This window comes from Exiguobacterium sp. E4787, from assembly GCF_018618375.1.
Taxonomy (GTDB): Bacteria; Bacillota; Bacilli; order Exiguobacteriales; family Exiguobacteriaceae; genus Exiguobacterium; species Exiguobacterium chiriqhucha.
Genome location: NZ_JACSLY010000002.1, coordinates 281,170 through 303,009, shown reverse-complemented (window position 1 = coordinate 303,009; position 21,840 = coordinate 281,170). Strand labels below are relative to the sequence as shown.

Sequence of the window (21,840 nt, the reverse complement as noted above, 5' to 3'; positions counted from 1 at the left end):
ATGTCAAAACGTATCGCGATTTGCCCGGGGAGCTTTGACCCGATTACGAACGGCCATTTAGATATCATCGAGCGGGCGGCGGCTATCTTCGACGAAGTTATAGTCGCCGTGCTCGAAAACTCGAGTAAGGCACCTCTCTTTAACGTGGAAGAGCGTCTGTCGCTCATTCGTGAGGTGACCACACATTTACCGAACGTCACCGCCGACGCGTTTGGCGGTCTGCTCGTCGAATATGCCGCCAAGCGTGAGGCGGCGACCATCGTCCGTGGCCTGCGGGCCGTCTCGGACTTCGAGTATGAGCTTCAAATCGCATCGATCAATAAAAAGTTGAATGAGAACGTGGAGACGTTGTTCATGATGACGAACAGCCAGTACTCGTTCCTCAGCTCTTCGATTGTGAAAGAAGTCGCCAAATACGGGGCGTCCGTCGCCGAGCTCGTCCCGGAGCAAGTCGAACTCGCGTTGCGGCAAAAATATGAAGTGAGTCCCGGACAATGAAGTCGCTCAAAATCGGTTTCGGTCTGCTCGTGGCTGTCCTGATTTTCTTGTTCGTGCCACTCCCGTATTACATCACGTATCCGGGCGAGGCGACGACGATCGAAGAGTTCATGACGGTCGAGGGCGGGGACAAAGAACCGGGCGAACTGAAGATGGTGACCATCTCGCAACGCCGGGCGACACCGCTCTGGCTCGTCGGCAGCTGGTTCACCCCGTTCACGGAGGCGAGTCCGGCCAGCCGCTATCTGTATGACGGGGAAAGCGAGGCGGACTACGAACGCAGACAAGAGTTGTTGATGTCGTCGTCGCAACAAGCGGCGATTCAATACGCCTATGAGTTGGCGGACGCCGATGTGACGGTGACGTTTGACGGCATGTACGTCTCGGCCCCAATCACGGGGTCGCTCGCCGCGAACGTCTTGAAGCCGGGTGACATCATCACGGCGCTCGATGGCCAATCGTTCGCATCGCGCCTTGACTTTATCGAACGCGTCGCCTCATTTGAAGCCGGCGATGAAGTCTCTGTCACGCTTGAACGTGACGGTCGCGAACGTGAGGTCGATACGCTGATTCAACCGATTGACCGGAGCGGGGACCGGGTCGGGCTTGGGATTTATGAGCCGCTGCCCGTCCAGGACGTGCGCACGGACCCGGACGTCTCGTTCGAACTGACGAACGTCGGCGGACCGTCGGCCGGCCTCATGTTCACGCTCGAGATTTTTGATCAGTTGACGCCGGGCGATTTGACGGGCGGTGCCGTCATTGCCGGAACGGGAACGGTCGATGAGTTAGGGAACGTCGGGCCGATTGGCGGGGCATGGCAAAAAATCGTAGCTGCGGACGAGGCTGGGGCATCCGTGTTCTTCGTGCCGGCCGGGTCGAACTACGACGAGGCGATGGAGTCGCTCGACCGACTCGAGAGCGACATTGAAGTCGTTCCCGTCAAGACGGTCGAGGAAGCCATCGATTATTTAGAATCGATGAATTGAGGAGTTTGCATATGTTCGACGAGTGACCGATTTCCGAGCGGAAGGCGATACGCCTCGGTCACTCGAGCCTCGAACGCAAGATCGGGATGGTACTTGCTGAGGAGCGGTACGTCTTTTTTTATGTCCTTTAACACAGTGCGCCCGATTGTGTTGAACGCGAGCGGACGGATATACGGTACGTCGTCGAACCGTTCCGGCAACTCGTCCTGTCGCCAATGGATGAGGATGGCGACGAGCGCTCGTTGGATGGACGTCCGGGTATAACGTCTCGTCAATAAGCGGGCGAGCGCCTGTTCGAACGTCGGCTCGAGCCCGGCTTGAATCAAGCGGGGCGACAGCGAGCTGTCGATACCGACGAGTTGCTCAAGTACGTCTTTCGGGGTCGTCCGCAGCTTATATTGAAGGACGGGCCAATAAAGTGACCAATGCGCCATCGGATTGTCCTGAAACAGCGTTCTCGTGGCGTCAGGGACGGCCCGGACCAGACCTGACTCTAAGTAGTGGGCGCGCACGCCCGTGGCCGACATGACGTCTGAGACGCTCGGGTCATGGTATCCGGCCCCGAGACGGCGAATCGTGTGCAGTTCGATGGACGTCGCCGCTTTCGCGTAGTGATAGGCGAGAATGTTGTTCGGGAGCGTCAAATCAAAGTCGGGATAGAGTGACCCGAACGCCTCGCTCGACGCCTTGGCGGAAGAACGTCCATTGTCCAACGCTTCTTTGAACGCCGTCTGATAGGCTGGAGTCGCTTCGATGTTGGCCGCCGCCGCCTGGGTAACGTCGCTGATGTCGCCGCTCTCGCTACCGAAGGACAGCGTTTGACAACGTACGCGCTCGGCGATGGCGACCGCGGCGCTCGCGAACCGGTCGGCCCGGTGCACGCCGAAACGAGTCGGGAGTTCGATGACGAGGTCGATCGCGCCCGTTTGGACGGCGGCGCGGGCCCGGCTCCATTTGTCGAAAGCTGCCGGCTCGCCGCGCTGGGTGAACTGGGCACTCATGACGGCGATGACAGCGTCAGCGTCTGTTTCGATCCGGGCTCGTTCCGCCTGATGGAGGTGCCCGTTATGGAACGGATTGTACTCGGCAATGATGGCCGTTTTTCGCATAAAATTACTCCTTTGCATTGTCGATTGGATTGGTGTAAGATGGATAAGTACGCTTTGGCAAAGCGCCGTCGTCAACTGATTTTAGTGTAAAGAAAAAACATTGACAAAACAAGTTGGCCTATCTATAATTCATATTGTTGCAATTGAGGTGATTCGGATGAAGTGGTCTATTGCACAGCTACTTAAGCTACGAAACCAGGGTGACAGTTTTACCATCGATGAGATGGTCGAACTACCAGAGCTTACTCAGCTCCATCCGGATATCCGTTCGATTCGTCCGGTGCATGTGCACGGGAATGCGTCGTTCACATCTAATCAAGTTACATTCAATCTGAAGATTCAAGGTGACCTGACGTTGCCAGATGCGCGTACGTTGGATGATGTCATTTATGAATTCGATATTGAATCGCTCGAGCCTTTCTTTTTGGAGAATGGGCGTTATACGGAGCAATTCGATGATGTCAATTTGCCAGAAGGAAATACGATTGATCTGCGACCGATCGTAAAAGAGCTCATCATGTTAGACGTCCCAATGCAAATCTTTGGGAACGAAACAGACAAAACTCAGGTTGAAGGGGAAGGCTGGTCCGTCATTGACGAGCAGCCGGACGACCAACCAAAAATTGACCCGCGCCTCGCGGGGCTCGCTGACTTGTTCTCTAAAAAAGAGGACGAGAACGGCTAACTTTTCAAGGAGGTGGACAACGATGGCAGTACCATTCCGTAGAACGTCGAAAACTCGCAAACGTCTTCGTCGTACTCACTTCAAACTCAACGTACCTGGTATGAACGAGTGCCCGAACTGTGGCGAAATGAAGCTTTCTCACCGTGTATGCAAATCTTGCGGACACTACAACGGTAAAGAAGTAACAAGCAAATAATGCGAAAAGAAGCGGTCTCCTCGGAGGCCGCTTCTTTTCGCATTATTGGGTCGTGGAAACAGATTGTGGTAAACTTTTCAGTGCAGACTAGACGTGGAGGGATGGCCAATGAAGCCGATTAAACGAATTGGGATTATCGGGAACGGCGCCGTCGGCATGTTGATGGCTTCGCTGTTCGAACCGGACTATACGGTGACCCTCTATGGCCGTGTTGACGAGGCATCGACTGTGACGATCGAACGTACCGGCGTCACGCAGGGAACGGTTCAGGTTCGCCTCTGTCCGGTGACGAAAATCATTGAGACGGAGCAGGACGTGTTCTTTGTGACGACGAAAGCGCATCAGGTCGAGGCGGCGACGGAACGATTGTCCGGCGACGTACCCGTATTCATCTGTTCGAACGGAATCGCGCATCTCGACTATGCACGTACGAAAGGATTCCACCTCGGTGTGGTCGAACATGGTGTGAGCCGCGATGGCCATCGGCTTCAGCATACCGGGCTCGGGCGCATCCGCATCGGCAGCCTCGGCTCGCTCGAAGAGATGTCGTTCAACGCGTCACCGCTCACTGTCGTGTGGGAGACGGATATCGAACAAGTCGTCACCGAGAAACTATTCGCCAACGCAATCATCAATCCGATTACGGCGCTCTGCCGTGTCGAGAACGGTGCGGTCGCCGTACCGCCTTGCCGCGATATCGCGACGGCGCTTTACGAAGAACTGACGATGTTGTTCGACCGTCACGTCCCGTATACATATATCGACACGATTATCGACAAGACGGCACACAATCGTTCTTCGATGCTACGTGACATCGAGGCGGGGCGCCAGACCGAGGTCGACGCCATCTTGACGCCGCTCTTGAAACGTGCCGACGAACGAGGCGTCACATTGACCGTCATTCCGGTCATGCAAAAATTAATTTTAGGAGCGAGCGTATCGTGCTAGTGTATATCGTTTCATTTCCACTCGTCATTTGGTTTATGGTGTATATGATACTTAGAAAAATTATGCCGAAATCGGTTAATACGTTCAAACTCGCCTGTGACGCCGGCGTGATCCTTTGGTTTTATGCATGTGCGGTTCTGCTCGAAGCGATTGTCGGGATCGATTTGATCTGGCTGTTGCTTGCGGTCTGTGCCGCCATCTTCCCGGCCAACGCGATTTGGCAACGGATTCGCCATGAGGATGTCGTCTATTCGAAGATGTTCGTACACGGGTGGCGCTTATTGTTTCTGGTGCTCGTCCCGGCCCACATCGTCTTGTTTACGATCGGCATCGCACGAGAGATGATGTATTAATCGTTTGAAAGGAAGTCGTTATACGTGAGGATAGAGTCGCTAGACGCCATGTACGCCCCATCGTCTCCGATGATGCAAGTGGAGACGGGCTATTCGAAATGGCTGGACTATACAGGGATGGATGAGCTCGAGGTGAGGGCGGACGAACTGATGAACCGTTCCTTCAAGCATTTGCCCGCGCTCGTCGACATTTTGCGAGACCAACAAGCCGTCCACGGTCCGATTTCTCCGGCGCTCGAATCAAAACTCGAAGCGTTGGCCGCCGGTGAGGCGTTCACGATGGTGACCGGGCAACAAGTCGGGGTGTTCGGTGGTCCGTTGTTCGCGGTGTATAAACTGTTGACCGTGCTGAAGAAGACCAGACAGGCGGAAGCGAAATTGAACAAACCGGTCCTCCCGATCTTTTGGATGGCGACGGAGGATCATGATTATGCCGAAATCAATCATGTCTTCGTGAGCCAACCGCTGTCGCGTCAACTGCGCAAAGAGGCGTTGTCGACCGTCCCGCTCGCCGGGAAGGCGTCGGTCGGAGAATTGGAATTCGATCGCCTTAAAATCGAACTCGTGCAAATGTTGCAACGCCTCTTGTTATCCGAGACGGAGACGCGTTATACGACGACGCTCTATCATGAGCTCGTCGATGTGATTCAAGCGAGCCATTCGTTCGCCCAATTCTTCGGTCAAATGATGCGTCGGTTTGTCGGCACGGACTTCATCCTGTTCGACCCGCACCAGCCGGAAGTTCGGGCCCTCGAGCGCGACGCGTTCAAACGGTTGATCACGGAACACGATCGCTTGCAGGCGGCGCTGCACGATTCGTTCGAGGACGGGATGCCGATTGTCGAGTTGAATCGGGAAGCGGCCCACCTGTTCTATCACGATGGGACACGCGAACTGTTGACGAAACAGGACGGGCTCTTCACGACGAAGCGGGGCCACCGCTTCACGGAGGCTGAGCTGATTCAACAAGTGGAAACGCACCCGGAGCGGTTCTCGAACAACGTCGTGTCCCGTCCGCTCATGCAGGACCACTTGTTCCCGACACTCGCCTATATCGCAGGTCCTGGTGAAATCGCCTATTGGCTTCAACTTCGTCCCTTGTTCCATGTCCTCGATTGGAAGATGCCACTGTTGCTTCCACGGCTCGGGGCCGTGCTCGTCTCGGCGAACGATGAGAAGAAGCTCGCCCAAGAAGGCGTGACGCTCGTCGACTATTTGGCGGACCCGTTACCGGATCACACGTTCGATGATGAAGCGTTTGACCAAAACCTGTATGCGTACCGGACGCTCACGGAAGCAATCGGGCGCGAGGCAGGCAAACACGGCCACCGGTTTGATGCGAAGGCACGCCATGTGCTCGAACGCCTTGGCGACGAGATGCGAGCTGAAGCGAAACGCAACCAATATCGCTTGAACAGTCGCCGGATTCATCTATCGACACGGCTCTTGCCGATGGACGCCCCGCAAGAACGGATTTGGTCGATGGTCCCTTTGTTGAACCGTCACGGTCTCGATTTGTTCGAGCGTTTACGCCGGACTTATGAACAAGCTGATTTCGAGCGATGTTTGGTCAAATTGTAACCGAAATGTGCTCGATTGAGATGGTTCCCAGAAATTTGTGGGAACCATTTTTTGTTTGTTACCTTTTTGTTTCCTCTTTTCGCTAAAAAGCTATGCGGCGCTTGACATTTTTATGATAAAGTAAACGTAATAAAATAGTTGAAAAATGTAGGTTGAGAGGGTTTTTGTATGTTTGAGCATGAAACGGTATTAAAAATGGAGTCCATTGAGGGACTAAATATTAAGCCAGACGGGATTTATGTCGATTGTACGTTAGGAGGAGCCGGTCACAGCGAAGAAATCGTCAAGCGTTTGACGACAGGCCATCTATACGCCTTCGACCAAGACGACGTCGCGCTCAAGCACGCGAGTGAGCGGCTGGCTCCATATGAGGACCGGGTTACGTTCATTAAAAGCAACTTCGTCCATTTGAAAGACGAACTGTTGGCGCGGGGAATCACTCAGGTCGATGGGGTATTGTTCGACCTTGGCGTATCGTCGCCGCAGCTCGATGAGGCCGAACGTGGCTTTAGCTACAATTACGACGCACCGCTCGATATGCGTATGGACCGTTCACGCGAGCTGTCCGCGTATCACGTCGTCAACGAATGGCCGTTCGGAGATCTTGCCCGCATCTTCTTTACATACGGGGAAGAAAAATTCTCCAAACAGATTGCGCGTAAGATTGAGCAGGCCCGTGCCGTCAAACCGATCGAGACGACGTTCGAACTCGTCGAATTGATTAAAGACGCAATTCCGGCGCCAGCTCGACGAAAAGGCGGTCATCCTGCGAAGCGGACGTTCCAAGCCATCCGCATCGCCGTCAACGATGAGTTGAACGTGTTCGACCGTGCCGTCCAAGACGCGATCGACATGCTCGCCATCAACGGACGCATTTGCGTCATCACGTTCCATTCGTTAGAAGATCGAATTTGTAAGCAAGTGTTCAAAGAGAAAAGCCAGCATCCGCCGTTACCGCCCGGATTGCCGGTCATCCCGAAAGAGTTTGAACCCGAACTGAAATTGATCACGCGCAAGCCGATCACAGCCGGGGACGACGAGCTCGAAGGCAACCGCCGGGCCCGTTCTGCCAAACTCCGGGTCGCAGAAAAACAAAAATAGACTGTACGTAGGAGGGATACCTGATGCCAGAAGCTGCTCGCAAGGCTCTGCAGCCTCAAGTTACGCCGAATCGAAATCCGATTCCGCAAGAACGACCAATACCAGCTCCAAAACGACGTACGTTGACTTTGTTCGAATCCATCCTGTACCCGACCATGATTGGTTCAGTTGTCCTGTTCGGTGGCATCACGGTATCGAAACATAACGAAGCGTACAACATCATGCGCGATACGGCTTTAATCACACAAGAGACGAACACGATCGCCAAAGAGAATGAAGAATTGAAGTATGAGATCGCCCAACTAAGCTCACCTGAGAGAATCTATGCGATTGCTGAAAAGCTCGGAATGCAATTCAATGAGAACAACGTCAAGGTGATTGACTGATGAATTCTCTACAACAGAGTAAAAAAAGAGTGGCGTGGGTGGCGATTGTTTGCTTCACACCGCTCTTTTTATTTTTTGTCGGTTGGTTCTTCTATTTGTCCGTCTTCCAGACGTACAAAGGCGAGAACATGCTCGCGTTCGCTGAGGAAGAGCGTTGGAAAGCGGTCAGTACGCTAAAAGCGGAGCGGGGCGAGATATATGACCGGTTCGGACAACCGATCGCCATCAACATCCCGTCTTACCGCATCGTGGCCGTATTGAAACTCGGTGGCGAACGGGTCGAGAACAAGACGCTCATGCCCGATGAGTTCGCCGAGGCCGCCAAGCAACTCGCGACCGTCATTCCGATGACTGAGGCCGATATTTTGAAGCGGCTCGAGCAGAACAAAGATCGCGGTCAAATCGAGTTCGGCGTACCGGGCCGCGATTTGACGGTCGATCAAAAAGAAGAGATTGAGGCGTTCGAGATTCCAGGGGTCACGTTCGTCGAAGAGCCGAAACGTTACTATCCGAACAAAGTGTTCGCTTCGAGTGTCGTCGGCTATGCCCAGAAAATCGATCAGAACGGTCGGATCGAACTCGTCGGTGAGCTTGGTATCGAAAAATCACTCAACGATGTCTTGAGTGAGTCGTATGGGCTGTACCGTTTCGAGAAAGACTTGGCCGGACGCCAAATCGTCTCGAGCGACGAACAATTGAAGATCGACCCGGAAGACGGGGCTGACGTGCAACTCACGCTCGACCACCGGATTCAACAGCTGCTCGATACGAAAATGGAAGAACTGTATCAAGAATACAAACCGAAGAATGCGACGGCGATTATCATGGACCCGAAGACCGGCGAAATCATCGCCTTGTCGGACCGTCCTTCGTTTGACCCGAACACGCGCGAAATCAGCTCGTATAGCAACTTCTCGGTGTCGTCTCGTTTCGAGCCGGGGTCGACAATGAAAATCTTCACGTTGGCCGCCGCCATTAACGAAGGCGTCTATAATCCGAATGAACTGTATAAATCGGGTTCATATAAGTATGGCAAGACCGTATTCAATGATTACAACATTACCGGATGGGGTACGATTCCTATGGTAGAAGGCGTCTGGCATTCGTCGAACGTCGCGTTCTCGATTCTTGCGAACGAGCGTCTCGGCCTAAGCCGCTATGAGGATTATTTCAACGCCTTCAAGTTTGATCAACGCACAGGCGTCGACTTACCGGGCGAGGTCAATAGCCAATTCGACTTCGAGAGCCCGTTGAACGTCTTGATCACGGCATGGGGCCAATCGACGGCCGTCACGCCGATGCAGATTTTACAAGCGACGTCGGCCATCGCGACCGATGGGACGATGAAGCAACCGCACGTCATCAAGAAAGTCGTCAACCGTGAGACCGGTGAGACGATTCGGACGACGAATCCGAAAATCGTCGGACAACCGATTACGGCCGAGGCGGCCAAACAGACGCGGGAAGCGCTCGATGGCGTCGTCAACAGCGACGTCGGGACGGGGCAATTGTATGCCCTCGACAACTATCGTGTCATCGGGAAGACCGGAACGGCGCAAATCGCCGAGAACGGGAAGTACTTGAGTGGACAATACATTCACTCGTTCGTCGGCATGGCGCCTGAGGACGACCCGGAACTCGTCATGTATATCGCCGTCGATCGTCCGAACGGTGACTCATCGACGACGGGACCACGCATCATGGCACCGTTGTTCAAAGATGTGATGGACGTCGCGCTCCGCTATCGGAGCGTCGAGCCGGACAAGCAAGCGAAATCGATTGACGCCTCGACGAAAACGACAGCATCGTTTGTCGACCAAGGTCGTGATGACGCAGTGAAGGAAGCCAAAGCGGCCGCATTCACACCGGTGGCACTCGGCAACGGTGAGACGGTCACGGCGCAAAGTCCGGTCGAGGGGCAACCGTACGTCGTCGGTGAGCGATTGCTGTTAAAGACGGCGGACTCGTTCGCGATGCCGACGCTCAAGGGCTGGTCACTTCGTGACGTGAAGCGGTTAGCAACGCTTTATCAATTGAATTTAGAAATAGACGGCACCGGCTTTGTCACATCTCAATCGATTGGGAAAGGCAAGCCCGTCAAGACGGGAGCGACGCTGAAAGTGAAGCTCGCGTCACCGTCGAACTAACGCAAAGGGATGAAGAGGGCCTCGGCTCTCTTTTCCTTTGTCACAGGAGGAAATGGTTATGGAACAGTTGACGATTCAAACACTCGCATCTTGGTTTGGGATGGAAATACATGATTCGCGCGAGGTCCGACACGTCGCGACCGACTCGCGAGACGACAATGCCGACGGCTTGTTCGTCCCGATTATCGGGGCGCGCGTCGATGGACATGATTACATCGAGGCTGCCATCAAGCAAGGGGCGATCGTGACGTTTTGGGAACAAGACCGTCCGTTGCCGGAAGGGATTATCGCCATCCCGGTCTCCTCACCGTTAACAGCACTTCAAGAAGCAGCTGCCCGCTACTTGGCGGAAATTAATCCGAAAGTCGTCGCCATCACCGGGTCGAACGGGAAGACGTCAACGAAAGACATGATTGCCGTCGTGCTCGGCGAGACGTTCAAGACGCATAAGACGGCCGGAAACTTTAACTCGGACGTCGGATTGCCGCTCACCGTGCTCCGAATGCCACGCGACACCGAAGTCGCTGTTCTCGAGATGGGCATGAACGGGTTCGGGCAAATCGAGTTGCTTTCGAAGCTCGCCAAACCGGACATCGCTTTCGTCACGAATATCGGCGAGTCACACGGCGAACAAGTAGGGGGGCGTGAGGGGATCGCCAAGGCCAAGCTCGAGATTAAAGCCGGGTTGAAACCGGACGGTGTCTTAATCGTTGATGCCGATGAGCCGCTCCTAAATGAGGCAGGCGGGTACCGCGTCGGATACGATTCGACTGCGGACGGTAAGCTCGAGGTCGTGGAGGCGACGTTTGACGCCTCGATTTTTCGCTACAATAACGAGCTGTATGAGTTGAAAGTGCTCGGGGCCCATCAAATCCGCAACGCCGCCTATGCGATTGCCTGCGGTCTCAAGTTCGGGTTAGGGCATGACACGATTCAACGTGGTCTTGACCGCGTCCAGTTGACGTCGATGCGGATGGAGAAACGGATGTTCGGCGATGCCCACTTGGTCAATGACGCCTATAACGCGAGCCCGACGTCGATGATTGCCGCCGTCGAGACGATTAAAACGCTAGAAGGGTTCTCACGCCGCGTCCTCGTTCTCGGGGACATGTATGAACTCGGGACGGACGAGATTGCTCAGCACGAACAAGTCGGTCATTGCATCACGGCCCCGGTCACGGATTGCATCCTCATCGGAGAAAAAGCGAAATGGATCGCGGCAGGCATCACCGACCCGCGTGTGAACGTGACAATGGTGCCGACGGTCGAGGAAGCGAAAGTCCTCCTCGGCAGTTATCAACGCCCCCAGACTGTGATATTGTTAAAAGCATCGCGAGGACTGGCGCTCGAGCGTCTAGTTCAATAAACAGAGTAGTGAGGTACGAACATGTTAATCAGTTTAATCGTCTTAATCAGTTCGTTATTGACCGTATTGGTCGTCATGCCGCGGGCCATCCCGGCACTTCGTAACTTAAAGTTTGGCCAAGAAATCCGTGACGAAGGTCCGGGTTGGCACCAAAAGAAATCAGGCACGCCGACGATGGGCGGCATCGTCATCTTGCTCGCCCTCGTCATCGGTTTTCTCGTCTCGGTCGTCTTCGGTGAAGCCGTCGCCGGGTTCGGTACGCTCTTGTTCGTGACCCTCGCCTTCGGGGTGATCGGTTTCCTCGACGACTACATCAAAGTCGTCAACAAACGCAACCTCGGTTTGACGTCGCTTCAGAAATTGATTGGTCAAATCGTCGTCTCGGTCTTGTTCGTTTGGTTCCTCTCACTCGGTGGGGCACTTGATACGACGATTCAAATCCCGTTCACTTCGATCGCGTTTGATACGGGCTGGTTCTATGTCGCCATCGTCATCTTCTGGCTCGTCGGTTTCTCGAACGCGGTCAATTTGACGGACGGCCTCGACGGTCTCGTCTCATTCTCGGCCATCCCGACGTTCGCTTTCTTCGGCATCTATGCCCTCGGGCAAGACGAAGTGGGCATCGCTTGGTTCGCCTTCAGTGCGGTCGGCGCCTTGCTCGGTTTCCTCGTCTTCAATAAATACCCGGCGAAAATCTTTATGGGTGACACGGGATCGCTCGCCCTCGGTGGTGCGGTCGCCGGCCTCGCGCTCATGCTCAAGCTCGAGCTGTTGCTCGTCTTCGTCGGAATCATCTTTGTCATCGAAACGCTCAGCGTCATCTTGCAAGTGCTCTCGTTTAAAACGACGGGCAAACGAATCTTTAAGATGAGCCCGATTCATCACCATTTCGAAATGGTCGGTTGGTCAGAATGGCGCATCGTCTTGACGTTCGGTGGAATTAGCTTAATCACGGCAGTCTTGTCGTTACTACTCATGTAATGGATGGTGGAAGACATGCAACAACAGTGGAACGATAAACGAGTTCTCGTACTCGGCGCGGCACGGAGCGGCATCGCCGCGGCCGCTTACTTAAGAAATGTCGGCGCGAACGTGACCATCAACACCGGGAGCGAACCGTCAACGGAAGAACGGATGAAAATCGAAGCGCTCGGCATCAACGGTGTTTTCGGTGCCCATCCGCTCGAATTGCTCGACACGACGGACGTGATCGTCAAAAACCCGGGTATCCCGTATCACATCCCGCTCCTTCAAACAGCGCTTGAGCGGAAGATCCCGATTTATACCGAAGTCGAACTCGCCTACTTGGCGACCGATGCCAAGTTTGTCGCCATCACCGGCTCGAACGGCAAGACGACGACGACCACGCTCGTCCATGAATTGCTCAAAGGAGGAAGTCGTCCTGTCCATGTGGCAGGGAATATCGGTTTCCCGGCAATCGAAGTCGCATCGAAAGCGAAGCAGGGCGACATCATCGTCATCGAACTATCGAGCTTCCAACTGATGGGCGTCGAACAGTTCCATCCGCAAGCGGCGGCACTGTTGAACTTGTCACCGGCGCATTTGGATTATCATGGTGACTTCGAATCGTATGCCGACGCCAAAGGGAACTTGTTCCGGAACATGACGGCAACAGACCGTGTCGTCGTCAAGGGCAGTGACACCGAAGTGATGAAACGCGTCCCGGCCGATCTCGATGCTTCGACGTTCGGTTACGACAGCGGGGATGCGCATGTCACCGACGGCTGGATTACGTTGCACGGCAAGCGGGTCATCCGGGTCGAGGATCTCGCCCTCGGCGGGGCCCATAACGTGGAGAACGTGTTGGCGGCCTTGTTGCTCGTCGAACCGTTCGATATCCCGGCCGAACATATCGATCGTGTGTTGCGCACGTTCGGTGGCGTGGCCCACCGAACGGAAAGTCTTGGCCAAGTGCTCGGACGCCGGGTTTATAACGACTCGAAAGCGACGAACAACGTGGCGGCCGAAGCGGCATTGAGCGGATTCGATGCCCCAATCATTTGGGTGTGTGGGGGACTTGAACGTGGAGCCGAATTGGATTCACTTATTCCGGCGCTCGGACGCGTCAAAGCCATCATCTCGTACGGTGAGACGGCAGGGCGTTTCCAAGCACTCGGTGAAGCCGAGCAGATTCCATCGTTCGCGGTCGATACGCTCGACGCAGCCGTACCGCTCGCATTTGAACAGTCAGCCCCAGACGACGTGATTTTATTGTCACCGGCCTGTGCGAGCTGGGACCAATATAAGACGTTTGAAGAGCGCGGCGAACATTTTGTCCGCCTCGTCCATGCATATGAGGAGGCCAATCGATGAAAATCATGATTTCTGGTGGAGGAACGGGTGGCCATATCTACCCGGCACTCGCTCTCCTTGATACGCTCAAACAGCGCCATCCGAACCTCGAGGTGCTCTACATCGGCACTGAGAACGGTCTCGAGGCCGATCTCGTCCCACGCGCTGGTGTGCCGTTCAAATCGATTCGAATCGCCGGGCTCAAACGGTCGTTGTCGCTAGACAACGTCAAGACGGCCTATTGGTTTGTCCAATCCGTCCTGATGTTGCGTAAAGAGATGAAGACGTTCCGTCCGGACGTCGTCATCGGCACGGGCGGATTCGTCTCAGGTCCGGTCGTCTTCACCGCACAACAACTCGGCATCCCGACGATTCTGCATGAACAGAACAGCATCCCGGGCTTGACGAACAAATTCTTATCGAAGAAAGCCGACCGGGTCGCCTTGTCGTTCGCAGGTTCGGAATCACAGTTCCCCGATGCAAACGTCCGTGTCATCGGTAACCCGCGCGGGAGCGAAGTGTTGAAGACGACGGTGAATGAAGCCGCCGTCCGGGCCGAGTACGGTATCGATGAACGTCCAATCGTCTTGATTTATGGCGGTAGCCGTGGAGCCGAGGCCATCAACCGGGCCGTCATCGAGGCCATCCCGGAGCTTGCGAGCGAACCGGTGAACGTGCTCTACGTGACCGGGAACGTCCATTATGACAACGTCGTGGCGAAGGCGCCGAAAGCCGATAACGTCCACGTGTTGCCGTACGTTTACGACATGCCCGAACTGCTCGCTTGTGCAAGTCTTGTCGTGTCACGGGCCGGTGCCTCGACCATCTCGGAATTGACGGCGCTCGGTTTACCGAGCATCTTGATTCCGAGCCCGTACGTGACGGCTGACCATCAGACGAAAAACGCCTCGGCGCTCGTCGAGAGCGGTGCGGCCGAACTGATTAAAGAAGGGGATTTGACGGGCGAATCGCTCGTCCGCTCAATCCGGCATGTATTGGCCCATCACGATGAGATGGCCGCAGCCTCGAAACGGTTAGGATTCCCGCACGCCGCGGAGTCGCTCGCCGACCTCGTCGAAGAAGTCCGCGGATAAAAGGAGAGTAGCCATGGAGACACGTCAGAATACCGTTCGTAGTTTGGAAGACCGGATCCCGTATATGAAAGATCAACGCCGTAAGAAAGCGAACCGACGGTTGTCGACCATCCTGTTGTTGTTCGCGGTGTTGATTGCGCTCGTCGTATATATGCAGACATCGGTGTCTGATGTGAAAGCGGTGAACGTGAACGGCCTGTCTTGGTTGACAGAAGCGTATGTGCTCGCCGAAACGGACATCGACACGTCCACGAAAATTGTTCAAGTCTCGCCGAACGGGATTGAACAGGAACTTCGTAAAGTGCCTGGCGTGAAAGATGTCAACGTCGACCGTTCTTGGTATAACGTCGTGACGATTGACGTTGAAGAAGAGAAAATGATTGCTTACTCTCGAACGGACGAAGAGGAAGTCGTCGTCCTTGCTGATGGTTCGTTGCATCCGACCGGGTCCATCACGGATCCAGCGAAACTAAAAGATGGTCCGTTGTTGCGTGAATTCACGGATTCGGCGGAACTCGAGAAAATCGCGAGTGAACTCGAGCAAGTCGATGACGCGATGCGGGCCCGAATGTCAGAAATCGTCTTCTCGAAACAGAAAGGCGAACCGACGCGATATGAGATTTATATGAACGACGGTAACACGATTCAGACGCCGACGTTCAAGCTCAGTCAAACGGTATCGAAATACGGCGAAATCTATGAGAACATTCCAAAAGGACAACGCGGAACCGTCGTTATGGATGGTGGATATTATTTCGTCCCGTACGAAAAACCGAAAGAATAATCTGAATTTTTACAGCCCTTAGACACATAAGGGCTGTTTTTTTATCGATTGTAATCGAATTGACACCCCAAAACTGCGTAATTTGTAGGATTCTACCTTTTCTCACTATCTTATTTGTTGTAAACTTAGACGTGAGATATCTTGCCGGACCTAACAATATTTTTGGATATCTGTAACAATGTAACGGAATTCAATCACAGAAATTAAAGCGCGGAGGTGTTTCCCTTTTGGAAGCGAATGGTTATGTGGCCGCATTGGATATAGGAACGTCAGAAATTAAGCTCGTCGTGGGTGAATTACTCGGGGGAACGCTTAACATTTTGGCGGAGGGGTGTGCCCCGTCTGCAGGAGTAAAACGTGGCGCCGTCGTCGACATCGATAAGACGGTTCAAGCCATCAAGCAAGCCGTCGAACATGCCGAAGCGGCGCTAGGTGATCAAATTCGGTCGGTATACGTTGCCATCGAAGGGGAACATATCCAAATCGCCCCATGTCATGGAATTGCATCAGTTAAACGAGAAGACCAAGAAATTACGGATACAGACGTCATCGAAGTCATCAATTCGGCGCAAGTTATGCGCTTGCCGGATGAGATGAGCGTCATCGATGTTATTCCTTCTTCTTTCACGGTCGATCAACAGACAGGTGTCGTCGATCCCCGCGGAATGCTCGGTTACCGTTTAGAGATGCACGGTAAGATGGTGACCGGTTCGAAGACGATTTTACATAGTATTCGTCGTTCCATCGAACGGGCAGGATTGAAACTAGAAGGTTTCGTCCTCGGCAACTTGGCGCTCGGCATGAGTGCGGCATCGGTCGATGAAATCGATCTTGGCATCGGTTTGGTCGATATCGGACATGAAAAAACGACCGTCTCGGTCTTCTATCGAGGCGACCTCGTCTACTCATATATCCTTCCGGTCGGAGGCGATCATATGACGCGCGACTTGGTGTATAAGCTCAATTGCAAATACCAAGACGCCAAAGTGGCGAAAGAAGAATACGGACTTGCCCTTGAAGAGATGGCAGACGTCTCAGAAGGATTCTCGTTCACGAACATCAACGGGGAAGTCACGTTCGAACCGCAATCAGAAATTAGTTACGTTTTAGAGGCAAGAATAGAGGAAATGTTCACACTCGTGTTGAATAGAGTGCAAAAGGTAGGCGTTCCAACGCTCAGCGGAGGCTATCTCCTCTGTGGTGGGGCCGCTGCTTTACCTGGCATCCAAGAACTAGCGACTCGTGTCATGGGTCAAAAGACGAGACTGTATCAGCCATCGTCGATTGGCGTCAGACATCCGAAATACGCGACCGCGGTCGGCGTCCTCAAGTACGTGCTTATGAGCGATCACCACGTCTCGAAGTCACGACTTGAAAAGTCGGATGACCGTGTAGCCGTCGCAAAACCAGACGGCGCGTCTCAATCCGGGAACGACCATGACCACGACGATAATGTGGTTCAGGACGACCGTGAGACGAAAAACGGTTTCGGTCGATTAATGGAAAAATTATTTGGCGTGTAAATTTGACGTTGTGTTAACAATTGGAAATTACGTAGGGGGATACCTGAAATGATGTACTTTGATGAGGCGATTGACGCCGTAGCAAAAATTAAAGTAATTGGAGTCGGGGGCGGCGGTTCAAACGCTGTCAACCGCATGATCGAGCACGGAGTACAAGGTGTCGAGTTCATCGCCGTCAACACGGACGCGCAAGCACTCAACATGTCGAAAGCGGACGTGAAGCTTCAACTCGGAGCGAAATTGACGCGTGGCCTCGGTGCCGGCGCTAATCCGGATATCGGTAAAAAAGCGGCAGAAGAGAGCCGTGAGCAGTTGATTGAAGCGCTCGATGGCGCGGATATGGTCTTCGTCACAGCTGGAATGGGCGGAGGAACCGGAACGGGAGCAGCACCTGTCATCGCCGAGATTTCAAAAGAAATCGGAGCGCTCACAGTTGGTGTCGTCACGAAACCGTTCATGTTTGAAGGACGCAAACGTATGCAACACGCCCAACACGGGATTCAAGCGTTCAAAGAAAAAGTTGATACACTCATCGTCATTCCAAACGACAAGTTGCTTGAAATCGTCGAGCGCAACACGCCGATGATCGAAGCGTTCCGTGAAGCGGATAACGTCCTTCGCCAAGGTGTCCAAGGGATCACGGACTTGATTGCCATTCCTGGTCTCATCAACCTTGACTTCGCTGACGTCAAGACGATCATGACTGAAAAAGGTTCGGCGCTCATGGGTGTCGGTGTCGCCACTGGCGAGAACCGTGCCGTTGAAGCAGCGAAGAAAGCCATCTCATCTCCACTTCTCGAGTCTTCAATCGAAGGCGCGAAAGGTGTCTTGATGAACATCACGGGCGGACTTAGTCTCAGCTTGTACGAAGTCACGGAAGCTGCTCAAATCGTTCAAAGTGCCGCTGATGAAGAAGTGAACTTGATTTTCGGTTCCGTCATCAACGAAAACTTGAACGACGAGATTATCGTTACTGTGATTGCAACTGAATTCGCAGAAGAAGCGCAAGGGACGAACCCGTTCCTTCAGCAACCGAAGAAACAACCGGAAGCTGAAGTGAACCGTGAGGCTCAACCGAAAGCGCAAGAAGCTGCGCCACAAGATGAAGGGAACTTCCATAGACCGGTCTATGGTGGGGACGTCCCAGACGAGACGATCAACATCCCAGCGTTCGTAAGACAACGCCGTAACTAAACAACAGGGGGTGCCGGTTCTCGGCATCCCCTTTTTCTAAAAAAGGAGAATCATATGCGACTGTTACATACATGGGAAACCGAGACGTATCGCTATCAGGCTTATGTGACGACCCGGACGGACGGACATAATCAAGGCAACGTCGGACTCCACGTCGGCGATGACGCAGAACAGGTCGTCGCCAATCGGGAGTACTTCTTTGACGCGGCGGGTCTCGCCCTCGCGGATTCGGTCTGGGCCGACCAAGTCCATCAGACGAACGTTGAAGTCGTCGGCGACGCCGACCGCGGCAGAGGCGCCTATCGCTATGACGAGACGATTCCGGCGACGGACGGTCTCATCACGACGGCCGACGCGTTGCCACTCGCCCTCGTCTTTGCCGACTGCGTCCCGCTGTTCTTCTGTGCCGAGCACCATGGCGTCATCGGTGTGGCGCATGCCGGTTGGAAAGGGACTGTCGGGAACATTGTCGCCGCGATGACGGATGCGTTCGCCACGCTCGGTGTTCCGGCCGAAGCGATCGACATGTTCGTCGGGCCAGCCATCACAGCCGAGCATTATGAGGTCGACCGCCGCGTCCTGGATGCGGTCGAAGCGGTCTCACCGGCTGCGTATGCGTCATCGGTCATGGACGAACGAGCAGGCCACGCCCGTCTATCCCTGCAACGAGTGAATGAGACGCTCGCTGTGGAACGAAATATCGAGGTTACCCAATCGAACTTGTCGACCGTTTCTGATCAAACCTTTTTCTCGTATCGGAACGGAGACGCCAAGCGTCGCTTTGCGGCCGTCCTCGTCAAGGAGAAGAAATCGTGAGTATAGCCAATAATGTGAATCAAGTCAGACAGACGATCGACGCGCATCGGACCGATCAAGCGGTGACGCTCATCGCGGTCACGAAATCGGTCGGTCCCGACGTGGCGAACGCCCTCTATGCAGAAGGCATCCGCGACTTCGGCGAAAATCGTCCCGAAGGATTGCTTGAAAAAGTCGAACAGTTGCCGACTGATGCCAAGTTTCATTTCATCGGTAGCCTGCAGACACGTAAAGTAAGACAAATTATCGACCATGTGGCAGCGATTCATTCGCTCGACCGCCTTTCGCTCGCTGAAGAGATCAATAAACGTGCCCAAGGCGTGATCGATTGTTTCGTGCAAGTGAACGTATCGGGCGAAGCATCAAAACATGGTCTCGAAAAAGAGGAAGTCATCCCGTTCATCGAGAACTGTAAACAGTATCCTCACGTGCGGATCATCGGCTTGATGACGATGGCCCCGTTCACAGAGGACGAGACGGTGATTCGGGAGACGTTCCGAAACTTGAGACAATTGCGCGATGACGTCGCGCGTCATGCTTATCCGCATGCACCGTGTACCGAACTGTCAATGGGGATGTCTAATGACTACACGTTGGCGATTGAAGAAGGCGCATCGTTTGTTCGTATTGGAACCGTACTTGTGCAATAATATATTTTAAGGAGGAATCCGTTATGTCAATCAAAAACAAAATGAAGGACTTCTTTGGACTCGAGGAAGATCCGAACAACCAGTTCGAAGGAGACGAGTATGCTGTCGCCGAAACGAAGACACAACCGATGACGGAGGCAATCGTCAAAACTGAGGACCGTCCGAAAACATCGAACAATATCGTCGCGTTGAACACGAAGAAGAAAGAACGTTCAAAAGTCGTCTTGGCCGAGCCGCGTGTATTCGCCGAAGCCCAAGATATCAGCGACCAGTTGAAAGAAAACCGGGCCGTCATCGTCAACCTTCAACGGATGTCGAAAGAGCAGTCTCGTCAAGTCGTCAACTTCTTGTCAGGTGTCGTCTATGCGTTAGAAGGGACGATGACGTCGATTGGACATAACACGATTCTATGTACTCCGAACAACATCGAGTTGACGGGGTCGATCTCGAACTTGATTTCGGAGGACGAACTCAATAGTAAAGGGTGGTAACTGAATGGAAAATGCTATACCTGCGTTAGGCAACACGATCGTTACATTACTTGGATATTATAGTTGGGTCTTGATTGCCTATATTTTATTATCGTGGTTCCCAAATGCGCGTGAATCAAAGTTTGGTCAAATCTTGTCGTATCTTTGCGAACCGTTTTTGAATCCGTTTCGTCGCATCATCCCACCAATCGGCGGGATGCTCGACATCTCCCCAATCGTCGCTTTATTTGTGCTACGGATGGCGCAATTTGGAGTGCGTGCGATTTTCGGTATTTAAATGAGCGTCTTCGATCATTATCGACCGAACGAACGGGCATTTATCGAGCAAGTGCTCGATTGGGTTCAACAAGTCGAGAACAACTATATGTTTAAAGTGACGGACTTTTTAGATCCACGCGAGCAACAAATCGTCCGGCAACTCGTCGGAAAGCAGCTCGCGATTTACGAGGATGGCGGATTTGTCGGCGCGGAACGGCGTCGTCTGATCCTGGCTCCGGATTATTACGAGCTCGATCCGAACGATTTCGAGATTGCGATTCGTCAAATCGACTATCCGACCAAGTTCGTCGAATTGACGCACCGTCAAGTGACGGGAACGCTCTTGAACGCCGGGTTGAAGCGGCAGAAGTTTGGCGACGTCGTCCTTGATGATGGCATCGCCCAGTTCGCCACGACGCGTGACGCGGCTAGTTTCATCGAGATGAACGTCGATCGGGTCGGCAAGGCTCGGATTCGCATCTCCGAAGTGGTGCCTGAGGCTGTGCTCGTCGTACCTGAAGTCAAATGGAGCGAGGAGTTCGGTATCGTCTCATCACTCCGGTTTGACACGGTCGTCAGCGAAGTGCTCGGTTTATCTCGGCAAAAAGCGCAGGCGCTCGTCAAACATGGAGACTGTAAAGTGAATCATAAACCGATTGATGATCCGAGCTTCATCCTTGAACCAGACGATTTGGTCTCGATCCGAGGGTATGGCCGTGTCAAACTGACGGCGATTCTCGGCTCGACAAAGCGTGAGAAAATAAAAATCCAGTATGGCATCATACGTTGAACTTAGGAGGAAAGTCGAATGGCGTTGACACCGATTGATATTCATAATAAAGAGTTCTCGACTCGTTTTCGCGGGTACGATATCGATGAGGTCAATGAATTTTTAGATCAAATCATTAAAGAATTTGAACTATTGATTCGTGAGAATAGAAGGTACGAAGAGCTCGTCAACGATATGCAAGCCCGTATCGACTACTTCTCCTCGATGGAAGACACGTTGAACAAATCGATTATCGTCGCCCAAGAGGCAGCTGAAGAAGTGAAGACGAACGCGGCCAAGGAAGCGAGTCTCATTTTGAAGCAAGCCGAACGCGAGGCGCTCGCCCGTGAGGAAGAAGCGTCACGCAAAGAGCAACTCGCCGAACGTGAAGTCATTCAAATGCTCAAGAAAGTCGAATTGTACCGGACCCGGTTCCGCGTCCTCGTCGATGCTCAGATGGAGCTCTTGAACAGCACTGAATGGGACACGATTGTCGGGGAGCCGCCGGTCCAGACGGTTCTTGACGATACGACCGAACTTGCGTATAATGACGACGAAGTCATACCAACAAAACATCACGGATAATACA

General features: G+C 53.5%; 24 protein-coding genes. 23 read left to right on the top strand and 1 reads right to left on the bottom strand.

The annotated features are described in order from the left end of the window. Positions 1-498 (top strand): pantetheine-phosphate adenylyltransferase, encoded by a 498-nt coding sequence (gene coaD / locus KNP80_RS04040; protein WP_214719489.1) that lies wholly within the window; start codon positions 1-3, stop codon positions 496-498. Further along, positions 495-1,487, top strand: a complete 993-nt coding sequence (locus KNP80_RS04035) for a SepM family pheromone-processing serine protease (RefSeq protein WP_021067032.1) — start codon at positions 495-497, stop codon at positions 1,485-1,487. The genes coaD and KNP80_RS04035 overlap by 4 nt, the downstream gene beginning before the upstream one ends. Here KNP80_RS04035 and KNP80_RS04030 read toward each other — a convergent pair. After that, entirely contained in the window at positions 1,466-2,596 is a 1,131-nt protein-coding gene (locus tag KNP80_RS04030) for a tRNA(Met) cytidine acetate ligase (RefSeq protein ID WP_214719488.1), read from the bottom strand. The genes KNP80_RS04035 and KNP80_RS04030 overlap by 22 nt on opposite strands. Positions 2,597-2,753: 157 nt before the next feature. On the opposite strand from KNP80_RS04030, the gene KNP80_RS04025 reads away from it, so the two are divergent. The 21 genes from KNP80_RS04025 (at position 2,754) to KNP80_RS03925 (ending at position 21,836) form a co-directional block, all read left to right on the top strand. After that, entirely contained in the window at positions 2,754-3,281 is a 528-nt protein-coding gene (locus KNP80_RS04025; protein WP_029595742.1) for a YceD family protein, read from the top strand. A 22-nt stretch (positions 3,282-3,303) separates the two neighbouring features. Next, positions 3,304-3,477, top strand: a complete 174-nt coding sequence (gene rpmF / locus KNP80_RS04020) for a 50S ribosomal protein L32 (RefSeq protein ID WP_015881300.1) — start codon at positions 3,304-3,306, stop codon at positions 3,475-3,477. Between the two features lie 108 nt (positions 3,478-3,585). After that, positions 3,586-4,425 (top strand): ketopantoate reductase C-terminal domain-containing protein, encoded by an 840-nt coding sequence (locus KNP80_RS04015; RefSeq protein WP_214832357.1) that lies wholly within the window; start codon positions 3,586-3,588, stop codon positions 4,423-4,425. Then, on the top strand, positions 4,419-4,778 hold the full coding sequence (locus tag KNP80_RS04010) for a DUF3397 domain-containing protein (protein WP_021067036.1): 360 nt from the start codon (positions 4,419-4,421) through the stop codon (positions 4,776-4,778). The genes KNP80_RS04015 and KNP80_RS04010 overlap by 7 nt, the downstream gene beginning before the upstream one ends. Before the next feature lie 24 nt (positions 4,779-4,802). Next, complete coding sequence (gene bshC, locus KNP80_RS04005) at positions 4,803-6,359, top strand: bacillithiol biosynthesis cysteine-adding enzyme BshC (RefSeq protein ID WP_286038162.1); 1,557 nt, start codon at positions 4,803-4,805, stop codon at positions 6,357-6,359. Between the two features lie 168 nt (positions 6,360-6,527). After that, positions 6,528-7,460 (top strand): 16S rRNA (cytosine(1402)-N(4))-methyltransferase RsmH, encoded by a 933-nt coding sequence (rsmH, locus tag KNP80_RS04000; RefSeq protein WP_021067038.1) that lies wholly within the window; start codon positions 6,528-6,530, stop codon positions 7,458-7,460. Between the two features lie 23 nt (positions 7,461-7,483). After that, positions 7,484-7,846: a cell division protein FtsL gene (gene ftsL, locus KNP80_RS03995; RefSeq protein WP_021067039.1), complete on the top strand. Its 363-nt coding sequence runs from the start codon at positions 7,484-7,486 to the stop codon at positions 7,844-7,846. 38 nt (positions 7,847-7,884) lie between these two features. Beyond that, positions 7,885-9,993, top strand: a complete 2,109-nt coding sequence (locus tag KNP80_RS03990; RefSeq protein ID WP_353047961.1) for a penicillin-binding protein — start codon at positions 7,885-7,887, stop codon at positions 9,991-9,993. A gap of 58 nt (positions 9,994-10,051) precedes the next feature. Further along, positions 10,052-11,359 (top strand): UDP-N-acetylmuramoyl-tripeptide--D-alanyl-D-alanine ligase, encoded by a 1,308-nt coding sequence (locus KNP80_RS03985; protein ID WP_251132322.1) that lies wholly within the window; start codon positions 10,052-10,054, stop codon positions 11,357-11,359. 21 nt (positions 11,360-11,380) lie between these two features. Beyond that, positions 11,381-12,340, top strand: a complete 960-nt coding sequence (gene mraY, locus KNP80_RS03980; RefSeq protein ID WP_214719485.1) for a phospho-N-acetylmuramoyl-pentapeptide-transferase — start codon at positions 11,381-11,383, stop codon at positions 12,338-12,340. A 15-nt stretch (positions 12,341-12,355) separates the two neighbouring features. Then, complete coding sequence (murD, locus tag KNP80_RS03975) at positions 12,356-13,693, top strand: UDP-N-acetylmuramoyl-L-alanine--D-glutamate ligase (protein WP_251130303.1); 1,338 nt, start codon at positions 12,356-12,358, stop codon at positions 13,691-13,693. Then, entirely contained in the window at positions 13,690-14,766 is a 1,077-nt protein-coding gene (gene murG, locus KNP80_RS03970) for an undecaprenyldiphospho-muramoylpentapeptide beta-N-acetylglucosaminyltransferase (protein WP_214719483.1), read from the top strand. Before murD ends, murG begins: the two co-directional genes overlap by 4 nt. 13 nt (positions 14,767-14,779) lie before the next feature. Next, positions 14,780-15,550 carry a cell division protein FtsQ/DivIB gene (locus KNP80_RS03965; RefSeq protein WP_214719482.1) on the top strand — a complete coding sequence of 257 codons (771 nt, stop codon included), beginning with the start codon at positions 14,780-14,782 and terminating at the stop codon, positions 15,548-15,550. Between the two features lie 287 nt (positions 15,551-15,837). Continuing rightward, on the top strand, positions 15,838-17,073 hold the full coding sequence (gene ftsA, locus KNP80_RS03960) for a cell division protein FtsA (RefSeq protein WP_483297737.1): 1,236 nt from the start codon (positions 15,838-15,840) through the stop codon (positions 17,071-17,073). 48 nt (positions 17,074-17,121) lie between these two features. Next, positions 17,122-18,267: a cell division protein FtsZ gene (gene ftsZ, locus KNP80_RS03955; protein ID WP_021067047.1), complete on the top strand. Its 1,146-nt coding sequence runs from the start codon at positions 17,122-17,124 to the stop codon at positions 18,265-18,267. 54 nt (positions 18,268-18,321) lie between these two features. Then, positions 18,322-19,083 (top strand): peptidoglycan editing factor PgeF, encoded by a 762-nt coding sequence (gene pgeF / locus KNP80_RS03950; protein WP_214719480.1) that lies wholly within the window; start codon positions 18,322-18,324, stop codon positions 19,081-19,083. Further along, positions 19,080-19,733, top strand: coding sequence for a YggS family pyridoxal phosphate-dependent enzyme (locus tag KNP80_RS03945; protein ID WP_214833727.1), 654 nt, complete (start codon positions 19,080-19,082; stop codon positions 19,731-19,733). Before pgeF ends, KNP80_RS03945 begins: the two co-directional genes overlap by 4 nt. A gap of 23 nt (positions 19,734-19,756) precedes the next feature. Continuing rightward, positions 19,757-20,224, top strand: a complete 468-nt coding sequence (locus tag KNP80_RS03940; RefSeq protein WP_029595732.1) for a cell division protein SepF — start codon at positions 19,757-19,759, stop codon at positions 20,222-20,224. Between the two features lie 4 nt (positions 20,225-20,228). Then, positions 20,229-20,501: a YggT family protein gene (locus tag KNP80_RS03935; protein ID WP_021067051.1), complete on the top strand. Its 273-nt coding sequence runs from the start codon at positions 20,229-20,231 to the stop codon at positions 20,499-20,501. Next, positions 20,502-21,272: a YlmH family RNA-binding protein gene (locus KNP80_RS03930; RefSeq protein ID WP_214833724.1), complete on the top strand. Its 771-nt coding sequence runs from the start codon at positions 20,502-20,504 to the stop codon at positions 21,270-21,272. Between the two features lie 18 nt (positions 21,273-21,290). Continuing rightward, a complete protein-coding gene (locus KNP80_RS03925) occupies positions 21,291-21,836 on the top strand; it encodes a DivIVA domain-containing protein (protein ID WP_021067053.1) in 546 nt (181 codons plus the stop codon). Positions 21,837-21,840: the final 4 nt, after the last annotated feature.

What these genes read in the sequence shown, in the direction of transcription:
- KNP80_RS03925 (WP_021067053.1), top strand. Translation starts at nt 21,291, where the DNA reads ATGGCGTTGACACCGATTGATATTCATAATAAAGAGTTCTCGACTCGT.
- KNP80_RS04025 (WP_029595742.1), top strand. Translation starts at nt 2,754, where the DNA reads ATGAAGTGGTCTATTGCACAGCTACTTAAGCTACGAAACCAGGGTGAC.
- KNP80_RS04035 (WP_021067032.1), top strand. Translation starts at nt 495, where the DNA reads ATGAAGTCGCTCAAAATCGGTTTCGGTCTGCTCGTGGCTGTCCTGATT.
- mraY (WP_214719485.1), top strand. Translation starts at nt 11,381, where the DNA reads ATGTTAATCAGTTTAATCGTCTTAATCAGTTCGTTATTGACCGTATTG.
- KNP80_RS03930 (WP_214833724.1), top strand. Translation starts at nt 20,502, where the DNA reads ATGAGCGTCTTCGATCATTATCGACCGAACGAACGGGCATTTATCGAG.
- KNP80_RS03965 (WP_214719482.1), top strand. Translation starts at nt 14,780, where the DNA reads ATGGAGACACGTCAGAATACCGTTCGTAGTTTGGAAGACCGGATCCCG.
- KNP80_RS04030 (WP_214719488.1), bottom strand. Translation starts at nt 2,596, where the DNA reads ATGCGAAAAACGGCCATCATTGCCGAGTACAATCCGTTCCATAACGGG.
- KNP80_RS03940 (WP_029595732.1), top strand. Translation starts at nt 19,757, where the DNA reads ATGTCAATCAAAAACAAAATGAAGGACTTCTTTGGACTCGAGGAAGAT.
- rpmF (WP_015881300.1), top strand. Translation starts at nt 3,304, where the DNA reads ATGGCAGTACCATTCCGTAGAACGTCGAAAACTCGCAAACGTCTTCGT.
- ftsL (WP_021067039.1), top strand. Translation starts at nt 7,484, where the DNA reads ATGCCAGAAGCTGCTCGCAAGGCTCTGCAGCCTCAAGTTACGCCGAAT.
- ftsZ (WP_021067047.1), top strand. Translation starts at nt 17,122, where the DNA reads ATGATGTACTTTGATGAGGCGATTGACGCCGTAGCAAAAATTAAAGTA.
- KNP80_RS03985 (WP_251132322.1), top strand. Translation starts at nt 10,052, where the DNA reads ATGGAACAGTTGACGATTCAAACACTCGCATCTTGGTTTGGGATGGAA.
- murD (WP_251130303.1), top strand. Translation starts at nt 12,356, where the DNA reads ATGCAACAACAGTGGAACGATAAACGAGTTCTCGTACTCGGCGCGGCA.
- coaD (WP_214719489.1), top strand. Translation starts at nt 1, where the DNA reads ATGTCAAAACGTATCGCGATTTGCCCGGGGAGCTTTGACCCGATTACG.
- KNP80_RS03935 (WP_021067051.1), top strand. Translation starts at nt 20,229, where the DNA reads ATGGAAAATGCTATACCTGCGTTAGGCAACACGATCGTTACATTACTT.
- murG (WP_214719483.1), top strand. Translation starts at nt 13,690, where the DNA reads ATGAAAATCATGATTTCTGGTGGAGGAACGGGTGGCCATATCTACCCG.
- pgeF (WP_214719480.1), top strand. Translation starts at nt 18,322, where the DNA reads ATGCGACTGTTACATACATGGGAAACCGAGACGTATCGCTATCAGGCT.
- rsmH (WP_021067038.1), top strand. Translation starts at nt 6,528, where the DNA reads ATGTTTGAGCATGAAACGGTATTAAAAATGGAGTCCATTGAGGGACTA.
- KNP80_RS04015 (WP_214832357.1), top strand. Translation starts at nt 3,586, where the DNA reads ATGAAGCCGATTAAACGAATTGGGATTATCGGGAACGGCGCCGTCGGC.